This is a genomic window from Bacillus sp. SIMBA_154 (genome assembly GCF_046536015.1).
Taxonomy (GTDB): Bacteria; Bacillota; Bacilli; order Bacillales; family Bacillaceae; genus Bacillus; species Bacillus pumilus_P.
In genome coordinates this window covers 420930-442298 of the sequence record NZ_JAWJBV010000002.1, presented here as the reverse complement: position 1 = coordinate 442298, position 21369 = coordinate 420930, and the positions used below count along the sequence as shown (strand labels likewise).

Genomic DNA, 21369 nt, shown 5'->3' with positions numbered 1-21369 from the left:
ATCAAAGAAATCAGCAAGAAGGGGCTATGATGATGAGTGAAGAAAATTTCAAGTATTGTAAAGAATCAAAAGTCGTTAAAACAAGCAGGGTATTCCCTCTCGATACGAATAACCATCAAACATTATTTGGCGGTAAATTAATGAGTTATATAGATGATATTGCCTCCATCTCGGCAGCAAGACACAGCCGATGTGAAACGGTCACGGCATCAATGGATTCAGTTGATTTTTTAGAGCCGATTGGACAAAAAGAGTCTGTATGCTTAGAGTCCTATGTCACATGGGTCGGCACATCTTCTATGGAAGTATTCGTCAAAGTCATCAAAGAAAACTTAATGTCTGGAGAGCGCAGACTCGCAGCGACTTCATTTCTTACCTTTGTCTCGTTAGATGAAAATGGGAAGCCAAAGAAAGTCCCACAAGTCATGCCGGAAACAGAGGAAGAAATCATGCTGCATCAAACAGCGAAGCAGCGAGCAGAGGAAAGAAAAAGCCGCCGAAAGCATAGTAAAGCATTGGCTGACGCACTTGGGACAGATAAACCATGGGCGTAAAAATCACCCTTTAAGCGGTGATTTTTTTCTATTATGGTATCTTGCATGACAAGGTAGTATGTGGTAAGATGAAGCTATCTTGTGGTGCAAGGTACTGAAATCGGAGGAATAATGATGACAACATCAACACAAATGCTAAAAGGAATTTTAGAAGGCTGCCTGCTGTCGATTATTTCTGAAGGTGATATTTATGGGTATGAAATGACGAAGAAGCTCGCGCATTATGGATTTGATCAAATTAGTGAAGGAAGTATTTATCCGATTCTGCTGCGTATGCAAAAAGAACAGCTGGTCAGCACGGTCACAAAAGCATCAGCAAGCGGGCCGAAAAGGAAATACTATACGCTCACTCTAGCGGGAGAACATGCGCTAACAGATTTTATTGCACGCTGGAATGAGCTGTCAGGAAATGTAGAGCGCTTATTACATAAAAGGAAGTGAGAATATGGTAACTAAAGAAACAAGACACATATTACTAGAGCTGAAACTCTATCTCATATCAAAGGGGAAAAATGAGGACGAAATTGACGAGGTCATGGATGAATTGACAACACACGCTGTCGAGGCTGAGAAAGATGGCAAATCAGGTGAGGATATATTTGGCGGAGATCCGCGGGGCTTTGCTGATGAACTGGCAAAAGAGCTTTCAAGACATTATAAAGACTGGGTTCCATTTGTCAGTGCCTTTTTGATTGGGTCGCTCTTTTACATGATTTTAGCAGACGCAGTCAGTCAAAGCTTATCGTATTCTTGGTACGCACTGATTGGTTACCCGCTCATTTTAGTGGCCAATGTCATCATAACGATTGTGATGTTTAGAGCGTCTGCCTTTCAAACAAGCCGCCGGGCATTTTTCTATTTTTGGATCTTAGGGATCTTTCAGCTGACGGCCATGATCACAGTGAAATTATTGGATCAAAAGCTCGGTACACCATTACTTGTGCTTACTTCAAGCCAAAGATGGGGCGTCATCCTTCTGATGTTGCTTTGTATCGTCGTATTTAATGCAATCTTAAAGGCGAATGTCGTTTCACTGATTCCGATTATTTTTTTCGGACCGCAGCTCATATTCGAATGGATTGGCTGGACGTCACCAAGTGTGCTTCTGCTCACAAGCCTGCTATCTGTTGTCATCTTAATATTGCTCACGCTAGTTGTCTTGCGGAGAACAAACAAGAAAAATGAAAATACCATGTAAAACAGAGCACATCCTATACGATGTGCCTCAGCGTGAAGACAAACCCTCGCATTCGGTGTCACTCCTGTGTGCCGGTGCTCACGAATGTCAAATTCGCTCCGCTTCGGTACTCGTCCTTCCTAGACTTCAAGGGTTTTCATATCACGCTGAAAAGAAGACAAAGAGATAAAATAATCTTTATTTTAGCCCTTTGTCAACAATCTGGAGCGCATCCTATATGATGTGCTTTTCTTTTTCTAAAAAAATGTAGAAATGGAATCATGTTTTTCATTACAATGGGAAGAGGACAAAAATGAAAAGGGGTTCTGTTTTTGGATATTGTATGGGGGTATATACTCGTTTTTGTATTGGCTGCTTTGCCTTTTTTTGAAGTGGTGGGTGTCGTTCCGCTGGCAATCTTAAGTGGACTGCATCCTGTGACATCAGCGGTGATTGGGTTCATCGGCAACTTTCTTACAGTCTTTCTTCTCATTGTCTTCGTTGACCGGTTTAAAGCATGGCGGTTGAAGAGAAAAGAAAATAAAAGTGATGAAAAAGGGGAGAAAAAGCAGCTGCGGGCCAGAAAAATTTGGGAACGTTATGGTCTTCCTGGTCTTGCACTTGTCGGTCCTTTTATCATTGGCAGTCATTTAGCGGCTTTTATGTGTATGAGCTTCGGTACGAAAAGAAAACAAGTGGCGGTGTGGATGACAGTCAGCTTAATGATGTGGACAGCACTAGCAGCTAGTTTAACCGGTGCGGGCTTTCAATACTTTGCCCCGGAATCAAATGGATTGTTTGGAGATATCTTTAGCAAGTAAGCGAGGGGAGGAGAATAGGTGAAAAATCAGACACGGACAGTGCTCGAAACAGAACGCCTTAGCCTTAGAACAATGAATGAGCATGATGCACCATTCTTATATGAAAAGTTGTTCCAAGATGAAGAAGTCATGAAGTATTATCCTTCTTTAAAGGATGAAAAACAGACGAAAGAGTGGATTGCCTGGAATCAAAAAAATGACCGCATGTACCATACCTCCCTGTGGGTCATTGAAGATAAAGAAACGAAGGAACCGCTTGGACAAAGCGGAATTGTGCTGCAAAACATTGAAGGACAAACTGAGCTTGAAATTGGCTATATGCTAAAAAGAGCGGCGTGGGGAAAGGGGTATGCTGTTGAGGCCGCACGAGGCTGTCTGACATACGGCTTTGAAGAAATGAAGGTCAGACGAATGGTAAGCTTAATTCGTCCTGAAAATGAAGCGTCAGTGAAGATCGCTTTAAAAATGGGCATGAAAAAAGAAAAAACCATTTCAAAATGGGATCAAATCATTGATGTATACAGCATCACCCGTGACGGAGAAATCGGCTCGCTTGAACAATAAAGAGAGCCGATTTTTCTTTTATACACGCTGTTCTAACTGAAGTAAATATTTCTTGCGTTCAATTCCTCCGCCATATCCGCCAAGCTCACCGCTTGTTTGAATCACACGGTGGCAGGGAATGATAATCGCCAATTGATTGGCACCATTTGCATTGCCAACCGCCCGAACCAAATGAGGATCGCCAAGCATGATGGCAAGATCTCGATACGATCTCGTTTCGCCTGGCGGAATGCGTAAGAGAAGATCCCACACCTTTTTCTGAAATGGGGTGCCATGTAAGGAAAATGGCACAGTAAACTGCGTGAGTTTTTTTTCAAAATATAAGGCCAATTCCTTTGCTAATTGCTGATGAACGTTTGTTTCTCCAACTAAAATACGGGCATGATGCTTCTTTCTCATGGTCTCAATTTCTTTTTCAAGCCCCCGCCTGTCCATAAATTCCAGTAAATACACATGTGTGGCATCTGTCACGCTGATCATCCGCCCGATCGGTGTGGAAATAAAGTTGGCATGCAGGATGTTGACCTGTGCTTTTTTAGGTGGATTCCCCATAATTTTCGTAAATGCATCATTGAAGGCACTAGAAGATTCATAGCCGAAGGTGACTTGCTGATCAATGACTTTTTTTCCGTTCAGAATTTCTTTAAAGGCAAGTCCCATACGGCGTGATCTAGCATATTGAACAAAGGTCATTCCGTAGATTTCTTTAAATTTCCTTCGCGCCGTTGCAGAGTGAATCCCTAATTGGCGAAAGTCTTCTTCTTTCCATCGTTTCTCAGGACTTTTTTCAACTGCTGAAACGAGTGTTTCGACTTCTTCTGGAATGCTGTTAGGGAATGTTAATGGTGTGCAGCGTTTGCACGGGCGATACCCTGCTAGCAGTGCTTCTTCTGCTGTAAAGAAAAACTCACAGTTTTCATATTTCGGTTTTCTGGCGGTACATGTGGCATGGCAGAAGATGCCGGTTGTTTTGATGCCAGCAAAAAATGTGCCGTCATATTGCGGATTTTTTTCAACAAGTGCTTGATAAAATGCATGTTTTTGTTCGTCGGTCATCATCATATGATCCACCCCTTGTTTTCCTATAAAATGATTGATTTTGTTATTCATGATTTCTCTACGGTCTGACACAGAACGAATCATTTGTACACACAAAGGCATGACCTTAATCGTTCATAAAATGGATCTTGTTTCATTATATCAGCCAAGTACTAAAAGCGGTTTTCGATATCATGACATCCGTTTGGTTCGAAGCTCGCAGCACGGTCTCATGATTTCCTCTTGCTATGATTTAGTATACTTCGGCTCACATCACTTTCTTTCGAAAAATGAACAAGTATATTTGATTGAGAAGGTAAAGCAGTAGACCGGCATACTGGGGTGTGATACAATTTTTTCATACAGAATCTGCTCTATGGCAGGTCTGCTTATGATGAATTGGTTTTCTAGGGTTCCGTGCGGCGACGCAGTCTGGACCGAGAGAAAACACATAGGGTCTTTAGAATAGACCATATGGACACGGAGGGATAAAAGCCCGGGAGGTTTGATCAAACGATCGATTTCCGGGCTTTTTTTGTTGCATGGAATCGGTAAGAAAGGAAGAGATCGGATGAAATGGGGAAATGTATTCATTGCGGCCATATTTGAAGTCGGCTGGGTGATGGGACTGAAATATGCCCACTCCCTCTTGGAATGGAGCGCAACCATCGTTTGTATTATCGTAAGCTTTTATTTACTCATGAAAGCAACGAATGTGCTGCCAGTTGGTACACTTTATGCCGTCTTTACCGGGCTTGGAACAGCAGGTACCGTCATCTTAGGCATGGTACTCGGTGAACCGGTTCAGCTTGTTAAATTACTGCTGATCATGATGCTTTTGTGCGGTGTATTAGGACTGAAACTGACAACAGGTGAAGAGAAAGGAGAGGCTGAATCTTGAGCTGGCTTTTACTCATTGGTGCAGGCATCTTAGAAATGCTTTGTGTCACCATGATGAATCAATTCCAGAAAGATCGACATCTGAAATGGATTTTATTCATTGCAGCTGGATTTTCGCTGTCCTTTCTGATGCTGTCTCTTGCGATGAATACAATTCCGATGGGAACAGCGTATGCCATTTGGACTGGAATTGGAGCTGCAGGAGGCGCCATTGTCGGCATGCTGTTTTACGGCGAGTCGAAAGAGGCGAAACGCATTTTCTTTATCGCACTGATATTGTCTGCGGCGGTAGGGCTAAAAATCATTGAATAAAAAAAGGCTGGCATCTGTTTGCCAGCCTCAGCGTGTAGACAAACCATCGCATTCGGTGTCAGTCCTGCGTGCCGGTGCTCACGAATGTCAAATTCGCTCCAGTACTCGTCCTTCCTAGACTGCAAAGGTTTTCTATCACGCTGAAAAGAAGACAAAGGGCTAAAATAAAGATCATTTTAGCCCTTTGTGTCACATTGAATGATGATTGGAATCGTTTTCATTTTTGCGGTAAAGCTGACTCACAAGCAGAAAACATACACCAAACGTGAGTAAAGGAATGAGTCTTTCTCCGGTCATAAAAAGATAAATGCCGGTAATTAGACATACGATGCCGAGCCAAAAGCTCACTTTACCAAATAAAGTCATGCTTTTCATCTCCATCACTCCTTTTGTGATAAAAGGTCTATTCATATTATATCACGCCTGATGCGGAATTGAATGAATATTCATAAAAAATGCGGCTCTCAATTGCTTTTTCTCTTTCCAGTCCAGTATAATATTTCATTAGAATGAAAACGTAAAAGAGGTCATGATACATGAGAACATTGATTACAGAGAAACTTGAATTACACAGACAAAAGCACGAGCAAAAAGGAAGATTACTTGTCAGCTGCCCGGATCAGCCCGGTATTGTGTCTGCTGTATCTACCTTTTTATTTGAGCGCGGAGCAAACATCATTGAATCCAGTCAATACACAACAGATCATGAAAGTGGTCGGTTCTTTTTAAGAATTGAATTTGATTGGAAAGACATCTCGGCTAATATTGCTCAGCTGAAAAACGGCTTTGAGCCAATTGCTGAATCATTTCAAATGACGTGGAGCATGTCACGCGCAAGTGAGCTCAAAAAGCTGGCGATCTTCGTGTCAAAAGAACTTCATTGCTTACATGAGCTTCTATGGGAATGGCAGAGCGGAAATTTAATGGCTGAAATTGCGGTTGTCATCAGCAATCATGAAACGGCAAAAGATACAGTAGAAGCGCTCGGGATTCCATTCCATCATGTGAAGGCAAATAAAGACATTCGCAAAGAAGCAGAAAAACAGCAGCTCGCATTATTAGAAGAGTACGATATTGATGTGGTTGTGCTTGCTAGATACATGCAAATTTTAACGCCTGCCTTTATTGAACAGCATCCGAACAAAATCATTAATATTCACCATTCCTTCCTGCCAGCGTTTATCGGTGCGAACCCATACAAACGGGCATATGAGCGGGGTGTCAAATTAATCGGTGCGACTTCTCACTATGTAACAAATGATTTAGACGAAGGGCCGATCATTGAACAGGATATTGAGCGGGTAGATCACCGGGATGATGCAGAGGCACTAAAGAATATTGGTCGTACGATTGAACGAAGTGTGCTTGCACGTGCTGTCAAATGGCATCTAGAAGATCGGATTATTGTTCATGAGAATAAAACGATCGTGTTTAATTGACCGCTTGACTTTTCTGAAGCAATTGGTGATAATATAAAAAAATTAATGAGCGTTGAAAAGGAATAGTAAGCAGGAACTGCTGTGTAAAGAGAGCAAATGACAGGCTGAAACATTTGCCGCAGACAGCTGCTGAACCTACCCTTTGAGCCTTAGAGGAAAAATCTAAGCGCAGGCCTGGCGTTACAGGAGTTGAGTGGAATAAGCACACGCATGCTTATTCAATGAAGGTGGTACCACGGAAAATCCCTTTTCGTCCTTTAATTAAGGAGAAAAAGGGATTTTTTTGTGCCTAAAGGTATAGCGGAGGGAATCAATGATGAAAAAGCAAAGGATCGTCATAAAAATTGGCAGCAGTTCATTAACAGAGCAAAAGGGAGCCATTGATGAACAAAAAATGTGGGATCATGTGAGAGCCATTGCAAAGCTAAAAGAGGCAGGACATGAAATCATTTTAATTTCGTCAGGGGCTGTTGCGGCGGGATTTGGCAGTTTAGGATATCCATCAAGACCTGTGACCTTAAAAGGAAAACAGGCTGCTGCTGCCGTTGGTCAAGGCTTATTAATGCAGAAATATACAGAGCTATTTTCACAGTTTCACATGACACCTGCACAAATGCTTTTAACACGTAATGACTTTTCAGATCGCACAAGATATCGAAATGCTTACGCAACGATGATGGAACTATTGGAAAGAAAAATTTTACCGATCATTAATGAAAATGATTCGGTTTCGATCGAGGAGCTTACCTTTGGTGATAATGACATGCTGTCGGCTCTTGTCAGTGGATTAATCCATGCAGATCAATTGATCATCTTAACTGACATTAACGGAATTTATGATGCAAATCCAAATGAGCATCCTGACGCGAAGCGGTTTGATGCATTGACACACATTTCAGATAAATTGTTTTCATATGCGAAGAGCACTGGTTCGAAGGTTGGAACAGGCGGGATGAAATCAAAGCTGTCTGCTGCACAAACCGCACTTTCACTTGGCGTCAAAGTCTTCATTGGCATGGGTACAGGGGAAGACAAGCTTCTTCACATTCTCGCAGGTCAAGGTGATGGAACGTATATCGGTGAACAAGACTTATCATCGGTCAATAACCGCCGTCAATGGATTCAATTCCACTCACCTGTCTCTGGGAAGATCATGATTGATGCGGGAGCGGAAGCGGCGATTTTGCACAACGGCAGAAGCCTTCTTCCGGCGGGTGTCATTGATGTCGCTGGTGATTTTTCTAAAGGAGAGGTCGTTGAAGTCGTCGGTCCGAACGGATTAGTTGGTAAGGGACAAACATTGTACGCATCTGATGAGCTTCTCGGCATTAAAGGAATGCGAAGTGATGAGCTTTCACATGAGAAGCCTGAGGTCATACACCGAGATCACTGGGTGCAGCATGTACAAAACTGAGGAGGGAATACGATGAATGAAGTTCTTGAAAAAGCAAAAAAGGCAAGTGCGGCCAAAGATCAGCTGCTATTAACAACGACTGAACAAAAGAATGCTGCTTTACACGCAATCGCAAAAGCTCTAAAAGCATCTTCAGCTTTTTTAATTGAGGAGAACGAAAAGGACGTTCAAGCAGCCGAGGAAAAGCAGTTCACCCCATCTGTCATCGACCGGATCACACTCACGGAAGAGAGAATTGAAGCAATCGCAGACGCTACGCTTCAACTGGTTCAGCTAAAAGACCCAATTGGTGAAACGTTAGAAACCATTCAAAAAGAAAATGGCCTTTGGATTGAAAAAGTACGTGTGCCTCTCGGAACGGTTGGGATGATTTATGAAGCAAGGCCGAACGTGACAGTAGATGCTGCGACCCTTTGTTTGAAAACTGGAAATGCTGTGATCCTTCGAGGAAGCTCATCAGCCATCCATAGTAATAAAGCGATTGTGAAGGTCATTCATGAAGCGCTTCATGCAACGGATATTCCAGTAAACAGTGTGCAATTGATTGAAGATACAGGCCGAGAAACGGCTAAAACGCTGTTCACCTTAAATGATTACCTAGATGTCCTCATTCCCCGCGGCGGGAAAAATTTAATCGATCTCGTTGTGAGAGAGTCTACCGTGCCAGTGCTTGAGACAGGCGCAGGGAACTGTCATATTTACATTGATGAAACAGCCAAAAAAGAGATGGCTGAACAGATTGTTCTGAATGCCAAAACCCAAAGACCATCTGTTTGTAATGCCATTGAGAGCATTGTCATTCATGAAACATGGGCAAAGGCACACGGCGCTTCGCTATTTGAAGCACTTCATACAAACGGGGTAGAGATCCGAGGCGATGAAGCTGTATGCGCACTTGCTCAGGGCGCAACACTTGCGACAACTGCTGACTTTGAAACGGAATTCTTAGCACCAATTGTCAGTATCAAAATCGTTCAGAACATAGAAGAAGCGATTCAACACATTCAAACATACAGCTCCAAGCACTCTGAAGCCATCATTACGGAAAATGATCAGCATGCGGCATTTTTCTTAACAGCCGTCGACGCTGCCGCTGTTTATCATAATGCCTCCACTCGATTTACAGATGGTTTTGAATTTGGCTATGGCGCAGAAATAGGCATTAGTACACAAAAACTGCACGCAAGAGGGCCGATGGGTCTGCCAGCCTTAACCTCTGAAAAATTTGTCATTCGTGGTCAAGGACAAATAAGAGAATAACGATGTCAAAAGAGAGTCTAGTCACTACAGGCTCTCTTTTTCCTTTCATTTTTGTATTTCTCAGGTCAAGTATGATAAAATATGGTAATGTTTTATATTTTGAGAAGATTGGAGAAGGCAACGTATGGCGAAAATCATTCCCTCTTCGGATATTGGAGTGAAAATCAACAAGTGGTATGAATTAATCCGCAGATTTGATTCAGAACAAGCAGAACAGTTAAAGCAGGAAATTCGCACCTCTCTTGATTCAATGGAAGAAGATCAGAATTTGCTTCTCTATTTTTCTTTAATGGAATTTAGGCATGAGGTCATGCTCGATTATTTAAAGCCATTAAAGGAAGGAAAGCTTCGCGCCAACTTTTCCGAGCTTTCGAAAGAAATAGATGAGCATCAAACGCATGTCACAGGCATGCTTGAATACTACTATCATTTCTTCAGAGGCATGTATGAATTCGGCCGGAGGCAATACATTGCTGCCATATCGTCTTATCAAAAGGCGGAGCACAAGCTTTCTTTTGTATTCGACGATATTGAACGTGCGGAATATCATTTTAAAATGTCAGAAATATATTATCACATGAAACAAACACATATTTCGATGCACCATGCCAAACTAGCGCTGGATGTCTATATTCAGCACGAACTATATGCGCTTCGTACCATTCAGTGTGAATTTATTGTAGCTGGTAATTATGATGATATGAGAAGGCATGAAAAGGCATTACCACATCTCGAAAGAGCACTTGCGAGATCAAGAGACTTTCAGAATGTGCGTTTTATTGCTTCCTCTTTGTTTAATATGGGCAACAGCTATTACAGAATGGGTGAATTGAACCGCGCACTCGACTTAATGAAAGAATCCATCTCATTATTTGATCAAAATCAATCCGATCATCTTCGTCGATCGATAGATCCTCTTTATACAGCCGCTCAGATATTATACAAACAAGGTAAAAACGAAGAAGCATTATACTACAGAGAAGAATGTATGAAACGAGCAGAAGCTCTGCAGGATGACATTCATATTCAAAAGACAATATTTCTAGAGGCGTTGTACTTGAGACAAGACGCTGAGCATATTAAACGAATTTTCCATTTTTTAGAGTCTGCTTATGCATATCCCGATATAGAGGAGCTAGCATTAGACACCGCAAAGTATTATAATGAAATAGAGGATTATGAAAAATCTTCCATGTTCTATGGGGAAGCGGAACATGCTCGAATCTATATTCAGAGAGGGGATTGTTTATATGAATTTTAAAAAATGGACAGTCGTCTGTACAAGCATCATGATCATGGCATTATGGGTGGCATCAGCTAGTGCCGCTCCGGATAACAGAAACCACACGTTAGAACAACCGAATCCGCAGCATGTCACCATTTAAAAGCCCTATGTAGAGGGCTTTTTTTATTGATTGACTGCCTTAAAAATGAGCCAGCGTGATATGTTCATAAAAATGAAACTTGTAGGAAAGCTTAATAAGAGTGTTTTTCATTGACTCTTGAAATTAGATTGTGTACAATTAAATTGTAGAAAATATTAATGAAGAGAAAGAGGGTTATATTCATGTCAGACGTTTTATTTACTGCAACGGTATCAGCTGTAGGAGGAAGAGAAGGAAAGGTTGTTTCAACAGATGGAGTACTAGAGCATGATGTGGCAATGCCTGGAACACCAAGAGCGAAAAAGCTTGAAAAAGCAACAAATCCAGAGCAATTATTCGCAGCAGGCTACTCTGCATGTTTTGATTCTGCCCTTCAAATGGTAGCGAGACAAGAGCGCATCCGTTTTGAAAGTGAAGTAACGGCACATGTGAGCTTAGTCAAAGACAGTTCAGATAGCGGTTTCAAACTAGGCGTTAAATTAGAAGTAAAAGGAACTGGAATCGAGCAATCAGCATTAGACGAACTGGTTCATAAAGCACACGGCGTATGTCCATATTCAAAAGCAACTCAAGGAAACATTGAAGTAGAACTAGTGGCTGTCGCACAATAATTGACATCATAAAAGGCTGAGGGATTGTTCCCTCAGCCTTTTGGTTGTGTTAATTTTTGCAAAAGCTCATGTAAAGAGGCGCGCAATGTTTTAAGCTCTTCTTCTGATCTGCCAGTTCCAGACAGCATACGAAATGGAATCGCAGTGGCCTTCTCTTTTAGCTGTACTCCATATTCAGTTAAACGAATTTGCACAGATCGCTCATCCTCTTTTGAACGCTCGCGGATGATGAGTCCGTTTTGCTCCATCCGTTTGAGCATGGGGGTGAGTGTACCGGAGTCTAAATACAGAAGCTCGCCCATTGTCTTCACATTTAACGTCCCATGCTCCCACAATAAAAGCAGTGCCAAATATTGCGGGTAGGTGATGTTTAACTCTTCTAATAACGGTTTATACTGCTTCGTCATCTCTCTTGAACTTGCATATAACAAGAAACAGAGCTGATTTTCCAGCTTCATATGTTCGAATTCATTTGTCATGTCAGTCACCAACTATTTTTTGTCATACTTATCATTGTATAAGATTTTCTTCCTTTTTAAAATAAATACAGACTAAAAATGAAAAATTCCTCAATGTGCGATAAATGTTTGAGAAATGAATAGAACGTGAAAGGTATAAATAGAAGAAGGAGGAGATGAAGATGAAACCATTATTCACAGCAAAAGTAAAGGCGCAGCATGGAAGAGCTGGGCATGTTCGTTCAGACGATGGTGTGCTTGATCATAACATTGTCATGCCAAACGCAAAGAAAGATGGAGAGACTGGCACGAATCCAGAGCAATTATTTGCAGCAGGCTATGCGGCCTGTTTCGGAGGAGCGCTTGAACAAGTAGCGAAGAAGCAAGGGGTAGAAATTGAATCAGAAGTAGAGGGACATGTTAGTCTTTTAAAAGATGAAAGCGATGGCGGCTTTAAACTTGGCGTGAAGCTGATTGTGTCCGCTAAAGGCCTTGACCATGACAAAGCAAAAGAGCTTGTCGAGGCTGCGCATCAATTCTGTCCATATTCAAAAGCAACAAGAGGGAACATTGAAGTGGAGCTTGAAGTGGCTGAATAATGAAAAGAAGACAAAGGGCTAAAATAAAGGTCATTTTAGCCCTTTGTCAACGATCTGACACCTGCTCTCAGCAGGTGTCTTTTTTTAATATTCTTTCTTTTTGTCGTATGTTTCCCAAGCTTCAAACGGTGCAAGGGTTTTTTGAAGAGTCAGCTGGTAAAATGGAATGTTTCTTGATTCGTATTCTTTGTTGATTTCTTCATAAATAAACGAGTCATCAAAACCAGAAGTCGCGGCATCCTGATGTCCAGCTGCAAAATACACGGCTTTTGGTCTAGCCCAGTAAATAGCGCCGAGGCACATCGGGCAAGGCTCACAGCTTGTATATAAAATACAATCTTCTAATTGGTATGTATGTAGAGCCTGGCACGCCTTTCGAATGGCTGTGACTTCTGCATGTGCAGTTGGATCATTATTCGTTGTGACATTGTTGCTTCCCTCTGCAATAATCTGACCATCCTTGACAATGACTGCTCCAAAAGGACCGCCAGTACCACTATTGACTCCTTCTACTGCAAGATCAATTGCGCGTTGTAAAAAAGCTTCGTGACTCATTGTCTACCTCCCTTTGTTCGACTGACTTCTCTAGTATAAACGAATCATGCTAGAAAAGGAATCATCCTAGTAGATGATCGAACAGGACAATACGCGCATAAAAAACCCCTGCCATGTTCAGCAGGGGAGAGAAATCAATTATGCATGCTGCGCCAGTTTTTTACGAGCCACTTCAGCAGCTGTGACCATATTTTTCAAAGCAGCAATGGTTTCAGGCTCTTGTCTTGTTTTTAGACCACAGTCAGGGTTGACCCAGAAGCGATCTGTCGGACAAACGTTCAGCGCATCATCAATGATTTTACTCATTTCTTCAACAGATGGAACGCGCGGGCTATGGATGTCATATACCCCAAGTCCAAGTCCTTTCAGATACGGATGTTTTTCTAAATAATCAAGGAATCCGCCATGACTGCGTGAGTGCTCAATCGTGATCACGTCTGCATCAAGGTCTTCGATGGTATCGACAATATCCTCGAAGTTACTGTAGCACATATGTGTATGAATTTGCGTTTCATTTTGAACAGAAGATGTTGATAAACGGAAGGACTCGGCTGCCCAGTTTAAATATTCTGCCCAATCACTTTCTTTGAGCGGAAGACCTTCTCTAAGCGCAGGCTCATCCACTTGAATAACCTCAATACCTGCTTTTTCTAACGCTTCTACCTCTTTACGCAAAGCGAATGCGATTTGGAAGGCAATGTCTTTCCGGGAGATATCTGTTCTTGGGAAAGACCAGTTTAAGATGGTGACAGGTCCTGTCAGCATTCCTTTGACCTTTTTCTCAGTTAAGCTTTGTGCGTAAACCGTTTCTTTCACTGTCATCGGCTCTGTAAATTCTACATCTCCATAAATGATTGGCGGCTTCACGCAGCGTGATCCATAGGATTGCACCCAAGCAAATTTCGTAAAGGCAAATCCGGCTAGCTTTTCACCGAAGTATTCAACCATGTCTGTACGTTCAAATTCTCCATGAACGAGAACATCCAGGCCAATCTCTTCTTGAATATCAATCCATCTTTGTGTTTCTTTCTTAATAAATTCATCATATTCAGCATCTGTCCACTCGTTTTTACGCCATTTTTGACGAGCACTTCGCACTTCAGCTGACTGCGGGAAGCTGCCAATTGTTGTCGTTGGCAGGAGCGGCAGTTCAAGAGATTCGTTTTGGATACGAAGGCGTTCTTCAAAGGCAACTGGACGTTTAAAATCTTTAGATGAAAGATTGTTGCGTTCGGCTGTTAGATCCGCATTTGTTCCTTTCGCGAATTCCTTTAAGGTAAGAAGCGCTTGTGCTGCTTCATTGATGTCTGCATCAATGGCAGCCGCTCCTTTTGTTAAGCCTTCTTTTAATCGTGTTAATTCAGCCAGCTTTTCAGTGGCATAAGAAAGTCCGTTTAATAGTTTTTCTTCAAGCTGTTCGCTTGGGTGTTTCGCAACTGGCACATGAAGCAAGCTGCTTGAGGGCTGTAGCCACACTTCTTTCGGTTGAACGTCAGCAATCACTTCAGAAATAAATGATAATCTTTCGCCAAGATCTGATCTCCAAATATTTCTTCCATCAATGATGCCTGCTGCTAAAATTTTATCTTTCGGGAAGCCATGCTTCTTCACTTGATCAAGGTTGCGACCTTGATCATGGACAAAATCAAGACCGATGGCTTCAACAGGATAAGAGACAAGCTCTTCATAGGCATCCACTGAATCAAAGTATGTTTGAAGAAGAATGTTTAAGGCAGGTACGGCTTCTTTGATTGTTTGATAGATTTCTTTTACTGCTGTCACGTCTTCACTTGAAGCGGTGACAAGTGCAGGCTCATCAATTTGAACCCATTTGACGCCGGCTTCTTGAAGCTCTTTTAAAACTTGAGTATAAAGCGGCACTAGACGCTGCTCGATCTCTTTCACTTCATTTGCTTCATAGCCTTTAGAGAGAGAGACAAATGTATAAAGTCCAAGTACAACAGGTTTTGTTTCAACGCCAAACGCCTTTTTTACCTTTTCGTAAGCTTCAAGCGGTTTGTTGTGTGTGAGTTTGAATTCGGTGCTTTTTTCGTATTCTGGAACGATGTAGTGATAGTTTGTATTAAACCATTTTGTCATTTCACTTGAGACAGCATCTTTTGTTCCTCTTGCCATCGCAAAGTATGTATCTAGCGGGTCTTTCAAGCTGCGGAAGCGCTCTGGAATCCAATTGAACATAACAGCAGTATCCAGCACGTGATCATAGAAGGTGAAGTCTCCAGAAGGAACAACATCAATTTGTTGGTCAATTTGTGTTTTAATGGCGGTTAAAAATTGTTCATCCAGTGTGCTTAAGAGGGTTTCACGGTCCGTTTGACCCTTCCAATAAGACTCAAGTGTTTTTTTCCATTCTCTGTTTAAACCAATTCGCGGAAAACCTAGATTACTTGTTTTAACAATTGTCAATTCCAATTCCTCCTCTAAATTTAAAAAGACATCTACACTCATGATCAAGATTGATGAGGGCAAATGTCTGGTTTAAAAAGACAAAATGTGTGTGCGAAATCAAGCGTGAGCATAACTGACGCTTTTCCGACATCTCCTATCAACCGTAGGGGGTTTGATGTGATAGAGCGGCTGGTATCCTGGCTGGTGAATCTACAAGCTTTTCATCCTTCCCATCCTCATGACAGTGGATCAAAAAGAAAAGCTCTCCTCACTTACAGTGGCGGGACCGCGCCGGATTTTCACCGGTCTTCCCAATTAAAATTCGACGTGGCATCGAATTACCGACTCTCAAACTATGAATTTATTGTGTTCGATTATATAACGTTCACTTCATTTCGTCAAAGTAAATTTTGAATAATTTTAATTAAAAAAATCCTGAGAAAATTCGATCTATTCTCAGGACCTATATTTAAGTTATAGAGATAAAAGGTCTGCTTCCAATGTTTTTTCTAAAAGTACTTCAGGCGCAGTTAAATATAAAAATCCGTTCCCTACAAGGGTTTTCGATTGTTTCAGCGGAAGGGTTCTTCTCACAAGCTGAGCATAGACCTCAGGCTCTGTCAGCTTGCGCTGGAACGCTTCTTCCTCGGCATTTTTAATAATGGCCAGTGCACCGCTCACGTGAGGGGCAGCCATTGAAGTACCTGTCAGTCTGCCGTATTTATGGTTAGGGAGAGTGGATAAAATGTCTTCTCCTGGGGCGACGAGGTCGATTTCTTTATTGGCATTGGAAAATTCAGAGGATTCTCTTGCAAGGGAGACAGAGCCGACGGCAATCACCTCATTGTATGCAGCTGGATAGGAGAACTCTTCCGTACGCTCGTCCCCGTCACCTTCATTTCCTGCTGCGCAGACAACAAGCACACCGCTTTTCACCGCATTTTGAATGGCTTCCTGCAGGGCTGGCTCATTGCTTGGACCACCGAGAGACATGGAGATAATATCAGCCTTCTGCTCAGCGGCATAGTTGATGCCATTAATGATCCATTCGTATTTCCCGCTGCCATTTTCACCGCCTAGGACTTTCACGATCAGCAGCTTGGCTTCAGGGGCAACACCTAAAATGCCGCCATTTTGATCCGTTGCTGCAATCGTTCCTGCTACATGGGTGCCATGTCCGTTGTAGTCTTTCACATTATCCGCATCTCCGTTATCATCATCGGTAAAGTTCTTTCCTCCGATAATCTGATCTTTTAAGTCGGGATGCTCCGTGTCGCAACCTGTATCAAGGACAGCAATGGTTATGCCTTTTCCTTTGAAGCCACTTGACCAAAGTTCGGGTGCTTTAATCTCCTGAATACTTTCCGGCGTCTCTTTCGCTTCCATCACATTGGCTTTTACTTCATACGGAATTAAGCGAATGTCACCTTTCATAAGAAAGCCCTCCTTATTTTGTTTTCAAAGTAGATTCAGGCTGCGTAATGTTATTGTATAAAACAAACCTTTGATCGGAAAGGGTCAATTGTAATAATTTTTCAAATAATCAATCTATTATTAAATGTGCAGTTCTCCTCGCTTCTTGCCGAAAGAGGTCACCTTTTGAGGAAAACTCTTGATATCATATGAAAAAGAAGGAAATGCTGCATAGTGTGTTTGCACCTGTACAGAGCAAAATGGGTGGAAAGAACTAAAAAGGGCAGACTGAAAAAAACATCGAAATCAAGCGATAGATGAGATGAAAAGAGAAGAAGGCATATATGAAATGTTTTTGTTCGAAAATAAATTCCTCTTTCATGAAAAATAAGATATGAAGATTGTGACTGTTCCAAATGTGAAAGGCAACATATAATAATGGAAAGACAAGCCTGCCTTTTAGATAGGAGAGATAGAGATGAACAAAGGGAAGATACTCGTGATCGAAGATGAAAAGAAAATTGCAAGGGTGCTGTCACTTGAACTTGAATATGAAGGATATGAGGTTACAGTCAAAGATACAGGCATGAACGGACTCCAGGCTCTTGAAGAAGATAGCTTCGATTTAGTGCTGCTTGACGTCATGCTGCCAGAATTAAGCGGCCTTGAGGTGCTTAGAAGGGTTCGAAAGACAAATACAGCCACGCCCATTATTTTGATTACAGCAAGAGGGAGTGTTCCTGATAAGGTAAGCGGCCTTGATCTTGGGGCAAATGATTATATTACAAAGCCTTTTGACATAGAGGAATTATTAGCGCGAATTCGTGCGCAGCTGAGATTCAATATAAATGCGCAAGAAGAAAAGGAGACAGAGCTGAGCATAGCAGATCTGACCGTCAATGAGAAAACAAGAGACATACAAAGGGGCGGGCAAATGCTTGAGCTCACACCGAGAGAATATGATCTGCTTGTCCACTTGCTAAAGCATCAGCAGCAAGTGCTCACAAGGGATCAGCTTTTAACAGCCGTTTGGGGCTTTGATTACTTCGGTGACACAAACGTGGTGGATGTCTATATTCGCTATTTAAGGAAAAAAGTCGACTACCCATTTGAAAAACAGCTGATTCACACAGTGAGAGGTGTGGGTTATGTGATGAAAGGATAAAGAATGAGATTAAAAAATAAAATCCAGCTTTATACGTCGTTGTCTTTGTTTTTAATGGTGCTGCTGATTCATACAGCCATTTATTTTATTTTTTCGATAACTTTGACGCAAAAAGATATGTCCCGGCTGTCTGAGGTGGCTGAAAATATTGCCATTGCTTTGAAAAAATCAGAAGAAGAGGGTCTTCCATCTTCGGAGCTGCTGAAAGCCTATTTGCCCCAAAATGGGATGATTCGTGTTGTGACAGAAACGGGTAAATCAAAGCTGACTGTCACAAAGGAATCAACGTTTAGTTCACTGCCTTTTACATATGAATCTGGTCAGACAGCAGAAATTAAAGAATACAACAAGCATATGATTGCGTTCGCTGCGATTCCGGTTATTTGGACAAATGGCGAGATTGTATCGCTACAAGTATATGAAGAAATTGAAAATACGGAAGAGAATTTAGCGTTATTAAAAATGATTTTAATCGCTGCAGGCGTTTTATTTATTGTGCTTTCCTATTTTGCAGGCCGCATTTTAACCAAACAAATCGTCCGCCCTATTAGTAGAATGACCAATACAATGAAGGCAAGTATGAAAGAGAAGGCGTTTAAGCGAATCAAACTAGCAGGCGATTCAAAGGATGAATTGTATCAAATGGGACAAACCTTTAATGAAATGTCAGAAATACTCGAGAAACATTATGAGAAAGAGCAGCAATTCTTGCATGATGCCTCTCATGAATTGAAGACACCGATTACCGTCATTTTGAGCTACAGTCATTTATTAAAGCGCTGGGGACAGACACGTCCAGAGGTTGTAGAAGAATCATCTCAAGCGATTCATGATGAAGCGAAAAAAATGAAAAGGCTGACAGATCAATTATTAACACTTGCGAAAAATGGTCAGCCGCTTTACTTGGACATGAAGCCAGTTGATCTTGGTCATTTATGCAAGCAGGTATGTCATACACTTGAAGTCGCAACCAATCGAACCATTGACTCTGATGTGCAAACAGATCAGCCGCTCGTCGCTGAGGGGGACGAAGAGAAAATCAAACAGCTTTTGACCATCTTGATTGATAATGCGGTTAAATATAGTGCAGAGCCAGTTGGTGTGACCTGCGGGAGAGCAGGAGTCAAGCCGTTTATTTCAGTCATTGATAAAGGAATTGGCATAAAAGAAGAGGATCTGCCGAAAATCTTTGACCGCTTTTTCCGTGTGGATGAAGCGAGAAACAGTGAGACGGGCGGAACCGGACTCGGCCTTTCAATTGCAAAGCAAATTGCTGAAGAGCACGGGGCCGAACTGAAGGTAGACAGTCGTATAGGCGAAGGGACAACCATGACCATTCTTTTTCAGAAATAAATAGGTCTTTTCTCATCGATTTCTCATTTCCTCCTTATAAAATAGGAAATAGGAAGGAGGCGCTGCATGTCTAGAAAAACGAAAATGGTACTTGCGCTCGCAGGATGTCTCGTCATTCTTGCGGCCTTTGCAATGCTTATGATTCAAACCATTGATCAAAAATTATTAAGTGAAGCCGAAATCAAAAAAATCATCGCAAAAGACTACAATGGAACCATTACAAATATTGATTTAATCAATCATAAACAGGACTATACATTGACGCTGGAAAATTCAAATGGCATTTATCAAATCATTGCATCTTCCGCAAACGGTCAAATGAAAGAAATCAAACAGTTAAAAAGCTATCAAAAGCCAAATGAAAAAAATGCTGCACTGCAAGCAGAAGAAGCGGCCGTTAAAAAAGTGAACGGAACCGTGATCCAAAAGAAAGAGAAGTCAGATCGTTTTATCTTTACGATCCAATCAAAAAAAGAATTATATCAAGTGGATGTCGATAAACAAACCTTTAAGGTGATAGAAGCAGAAAAGAAAAAAACAACATCTAAAGAAAAGAAGGTGACGAAAATAACGGTGGAAGAAGCCATTCAAATCGCCGTAAAAGAAGTCGGAGGGACAGTGGATGATGCAGATCTTGAAACGTTTAGCGGCATGCTCGTGTTTGAGGTGGAGCTAGATTTGCCTGATGGTAGAGAGGCAGAGGTGCTTGTGAACGCGTATACAGGAGACATTGAAGGCATTACGTATGAAAACTAATCCTTTTCTCATGATATTCTCATGTTTCTTTCCTTCCTTTATCATCTTGTTTTATTAAGATAAAGGAGAAATCAAACAGAGGAGGAAATGAACATGATGAAAAAAGTACTAGTAGCTACAGCATTAACAGGAACTCTTGTCGCAGGTGGTTTCACACTTCAAGCGCAAAATACAAATCAAACAGCAAACGCAGAGCAAGTGGTGCAAAAGAAATCATCGTTTGTCTCAAAGAAACAAGCTGAAAAAGTAGCGCTAAAAGTGGTGAAAGGCTATGTGGATGATGTGGACCTTGAGCGTAAAAAAGGAAAATGGGTGTATGAGGTCGAGATTAAAAAAGGCGGCTTTGAATATAAAGTATATGTCGATGCAAAAACAGGAAAAGCGCTTAATGATCCAGTGAAAGAAAAGAAACAAAATGTGAAAATCACAAAAAAGCAGGCTGAAAAAATTGCCCTTGCAAAAGTAAAAGGCTCAGTCACAGATTCAGATTTAGATAAAGAAAATGGTGTGTACATTTATGAAATTGAAATCACTACACCAGGCGGCGAGGAAGTTGATTTTGAGATTTCCGCTAAAACAGGCAAAATCCTGAAGCAAGAATGGGATGATTAAGCAATGATCGAACCTTACACTTTCATGTGTAAGGTTTTTTCATTAGGACAAACTACGGGAAAGGAGGCGAGAGAATATGAAGAAGAAAGAAGAAGAGCAGACAATGGATCATGCGGAATATGTTCCGCACCCTGATGGAGAAGGATATGCTTTGTTTTTGCATGATTCCTTTCATCTCCTCTCCCAAGAGGATATGAATCAGCCGGAAGAGGAATAAAAGACATGAAAGGGCGATGGTCAACTTGTCTATCGCTCTTTTTTTTGAAAAGTAAGCGAATACATGAGTTGACTTGGCATCTTGCTTATTGACATCATTCCACTTTTTCTGTAATCTCATTGTGTTAACAATATGAGACTTCGTTAGGTGAGGCTCCTGTATGGAGATACGCTGCTGCCCAAAAATGTCCAAAGACGCCAATGGGTCAACAGAAATCATCGACATAAGGTGATTTTTAATGCAGCTGGATTTTATCCTATGCCATACAGTGCTAAAGCTCTACGATTGAAGGAGCAAGTGTTTATTTTGCTATGCTTACAAAGCGCCTTCATTCGGTTGAAGGTGCTTTTTTATAAG

25 protein-coding genes, 3 riboswitches and 1 other annotated feature are annotated in these 21369 nt (G+C 41.6%); of the genes, 19 read left to right on the top strand and 6 right to left on the bottom strand.

Annotated elements, in window-relative coordinates; genetic code table 11:
* Positions 1-32 precede the first annotated feature (32 nt).
* The 5 genes from R0K30_RS05705 to R0K30_RS05685 all read left to right on the top strand — a co-directional run bounded on the left by R0K30_RS05705 (position 33) and on the right by R0K30_RS05685 (position 3116).
* The gene (locus R0K30_RS05705; protein ID WP_034322378.1) at positions 33-554 is read left to right on the top strand and encodes an acyl-CoA thioesterase; all 522 of its coding nucleotides are present in this window, start codon (positions 33-35) and stop codon (positions 552-554) included.
* Between the two features lie 114 nt (positions 555-668).
* Positions 669-995, top strand: a complete 327-nt coding sequence (locus R0K30_RS05700) for a PadR family transcriptional regulator (RefSeq protein ID WP_410609543.1) — start codon at positions 669-671, stop codon at positions 993-995.
* 4 nt (positions 996-999) lie between these two features.
* Positions 1000-1752: an HAAS domain-containing protein gene (locus tag R0K30_RS05695; protein ID WP_410609541.1), complete on the top strand. Its 753-nt coding sequence runs from the start codon at positions 1000-1002 to the stop codon at positions 1750-1752.
* Positions 1753-2063: 311 nt separating this feature from the next.
* Positions 2064-2552 carry a small multi-drug export protein gene (locus R0K30_RS05690; protein ID WP_249705154.1) on the top strand — a complete coding sequence of 163 codons (489 nt, stop codon included), beginning with the start codon at positions 2064-2066 and terminating at the stop codon, positions 2550-2552.
* A gap of 18 nt (positions 2553-2570) precedes the next feature.
* On the top strand, positions 2571-3116 hold the full coding sequence (locus R0K30_RS05685; RefSeq protein WP_230031130.1) for a GNAT family N-acetyltransferase: 546 nt from the start codon (positions 2571-2573) through the stop codon (positions 3114-3116).
* Positions 3117-3134: 18 nt separating this feature from the next.
* On the opposite strand, the gene R0K30_RS05680 is transcribed toward R0K30_RS05685, so the two are convergent.
* Positions 3135-4178, bottom strand: coding sequence for a bifunctional transcriptional activator/DNA repair enzyme AdaA (locus R0K30_RS05680; RefSeq protein ID WP_230031131.1), 1044 nt, complete (start codon positions 4176-4178; stop codon positions 3135-3137).
* Positions 4179-4550: 372 nt separating this feature from the next.
* Positions 4551-4659: riboswitch (guanidine-I (ykkC/yxkD leader) on the top strand.
* Between the two features lie 66 nt (positions 4660-4725).
* On the opposite strand from R0K30_RS05680, the gene R0K30_RS05675 reads away from it, so the two are divergent.
* On the top strand, positions 4726-5055 hold the full coding sequence (locus R0K30_RS05675) for a DMT family transporter (protein WP_099727479.1): 330 nt from the start codon (positions 4726-4728) through the stop codon (positions 5053-5055).
* On the top strand, positions 5052-5366 hold the full coding sequence (locus R0K30_RS05670) for a DMT family transporter (protein WP_099727478.1): 315 nt from the start codon (positions 5052-5054) through the stop codon (positions 5364-5366). The genes R0K30_RS05675 and R0K30_RS05670 overlap by 4 nt, the downstream gene beginning before the upstream one ends.
* 189 nt (positions 5367-5555) lie before the next feature.
* Here the strand turns inward: R0K30_RS05670 and R0K30_RS05665 are convergent, their stop codons facing one another.
* On the bottom strand, positions 5556-5741 hold the full coding sequence (locus R0K30_RS05665; RefSeq protein ID WP_024719622.1) for a hypothetical protein: 186 nt from the start codon (positions 5739-5741) through the stop codon (positions 5556-5558).
* 161 nt (positions 5742-5902) lie between these two features.
* Here R0K30_RS05665 and purU point away from each other — a divergent pair, with 161 nt between their 5' ends.
* The 6 genes from purU to R0K30_RS05635 all read left to right on the top strand — a co-directional run bounded on the left by purU (position 5903) and on the right by R0K30_RS05635 (position 11475).
* Positions 5903-6805, top strand: a complete 903-nt coding sequence (purU, locus tag R0K30_RS05660) for a formyltetrahydrofolate deformylase (RefSeq protein ID WP_099727477.1) — start codon at positions 5903-5905, stop codon at positions 6803-6805.
* A 43-nt stretch (positions 6806-6848) separates the two neighbouring features.
* Positions 6849-7066 (top strand) — a binding site (T-box leader).
* Positions 7067-7121: 55 nt separating this feature from the next.
* Positions 7122-8219: a glutamate 5-kinase gene (gene proB, locus R0K30_RS05655; protein WP_230031132.1), complete on the top strand. Its 1098-nt coding sequence runs from the start codon at positions 7122-7124 to the stop codon at positions 8217-8219.
* A 12-nt stretch (positions 8220-8231) separates the two neighbouring features.
* Positions 8232-9479 carry a glutamate-5-semialdehyde dehydrogenase gene (locus tag R0K30_RS05650; protein WP_410609536.1) on the top strand — a complete coding sequence of 416 codons (1248 nt, stop codon included), beginning with the start codon at positions 8232-8234 and terminating at the stop codon, positions 9477-9479.
* Between the two features lie 124 nt (positions 9480-9603).
* Positions 9604-10740: a response regulator aspartate phosphatase gene (locus R0K30_RS05645; protein WP_410609534.1), complete on the top strand. Its 1137-nt coding sequence runs from the start codon at positions 9604-9606 to the stop codon at positions 10738-10740.
* Positions 10730-10864, top strand: a complete 135-nt coding sequence (locus tag R0K30_RS05640) for a phosphatase (RefSeq protein WP_099727473.1) — start codon at positions 10730-10732, stop codon at positions 10862-10864. The genes R0K30_RS05645 and R0K30_RS05640 overlap by 11 nt, the downstream gene beginning before the upstream one ends.
* Before the next feature lie 182 nt (positions 10865-11046).
* Positions 11047-11475 carry an organic hydroperoxide resistance protein gene (locus R0K30_RS05635; RefSeq protein ID WP_327925388.1) on the top strand — a complete coding sequence of 143 codons (429 nt, stop codon included), beginning with the start codon at positions 11047-11049 and terminating at the stop codon, positions 11473-11475.
* Positions 11476-11507: 32 nt separating this feature from the next.
* Here R0K30_RS05635 and R0K30_RS05630 read toward each other — a convergent pair whose 3' ends face one another.
* Positions 11508-11954 (bottom strand): MarR family winged helix-turn-helix transcriptional regulator, encoded by a 447-nt coding sequence (locus tag R0K30_RS05630; protein ID WP_099727472.1) that lies wholly within the window; start codon positions 11952-11954, stop codon positions 11508-11510.
* 161 nt (positions 11955-12115) lie between these two features.
* Between R0K30_RS05630 and ohrB the strand changes: the two genes are divergently transcribed.
* Positions 12116-12532, top strand: coding sequence for an organic hydroperoxide resistance protein OhrB (ohrB, locus tag R0K30_RS05625; RefSeq protein WP_099727471.1), 417 nt, complete (start codon positions 12116-12118; stop codon positions 12530-12532).
* Positions 12533-12616: 84 nt separating this feature from the next.
* On the opposite strand, the gene guaD is transcribed toward ohrB, so the two are convergent.
* From guaD to R0K30_RS05610, 3 genes are all read right to left on the bottom strand, one after another.
* On the bottom strand, positions 12617-13087 hold the full coding sequence (gene guaD, locus R0K30_RS05620) for a guanine deaminase (RefSeq protein WP_230031134.1): 471 nt from the start codon (positions 13085-13087) through the stop codon (positions 12617-12619).
* Positions 13088-13225: 138 nt separating this feature from the next.
* Positions 13226-15514, bottom strand: a complete 2289-nt coding sequence (gene metE, locus R0K30_RS05615; RefSeq protein ID WP_230031135.1) for a 5-methyltetrahydropteroyltriglutamate--homocysteine S-methyltransferase — start codon at positions 15512-15514, stop codon at positions 13226-13228.
* Between the two features lie 152 nt (positions 15515-15666).
* Positions 15667-15858: riboswitch (cobalamin riboswitch) on the bottom strand.
* A gap of 112 nt (positions 15859-15970) precedes the next feature.
* On the bottom strand, positions 15971-16930 hold the full coding sequence (locus tag R0K30_RS05610; RefSeq protein ID WP_099727468.1) for a S8 family peptidase: 960 nt from the start codon (positions 16928-16930) through the stop codon (positions 15971-15973).
* Positions 16931-17387: 457 nt separating this feature from the next.
* Between R0K30_RS05610 and R0K30_RS05605 the strand changes: the two genes are divergently transcribed.
* From R0K30_RS05605 to R0K30_RS05585, 5 genes are all read left to right on the top strand, one after another.
* Entirely contained in the window at positions 17388-18074 is a 687-nt protein-coding gene (locus tag R0K30_RS05605) for a response regulator transcription factor (RefSeq protein WP_099727467.1), read from the top strand.
* Between the two features lie 3 nt (positions 18075-18077).
* On the top strand, positions 18078-19427 hold the full coding sequence (locus R0K30_RS05600) for a sensor histidine kinase (RefSeq protein WP_410609529.1): 1350 nt from the start codon (positions 18078-18080) through the stop codon (positions 19425-19427).
* A 66-nt stretch (positions 19428-19493) separates the two neighbouring features.
* A complete protein-coding gene (locus tag R0K30_RS05595) occupies positions 19494-20183 on the top strand; it encodes a PepSY domain-containing protein (protein WP_410609527.1) in 690 nt (229 codons plus the stop codon).
* 93 nt (positions 20184-20276) lie between these two features.
* Positions 20277-20795 carry a PepSY domain-containing protein gene (locus R0K30_RS05590; protein WP_410609525.1) on the top strand — a complete coding sequence of 173 codons (519 nt, stop codon included), beginning with the start codon at positions 20277-20279 and terminating at the stop codon, positions 20793-20795.
* A 76-nt stretch (positions 20796-20871) separates the two neighbouring features.
* Positions 20872-21012 carry a hypothetical protein gene (locus R0K30_RS05585; protein ID WP_003212346.1) on the top strand — a complete coding sequence of 47 codons (141 nt, stop codon included), beginning with the start codon at positions 20872-20874 and terminating at the stop codon, positions 21010-21012.
* A gap of 132 nt (positions 21013-21144) precedes the next feature.
* Positions 21145-21309, top strand: a riboswitch (M-box (ykoK) riboswitch).
* Positions 21310-21369 lie beyond the last annotated feature (60 nt).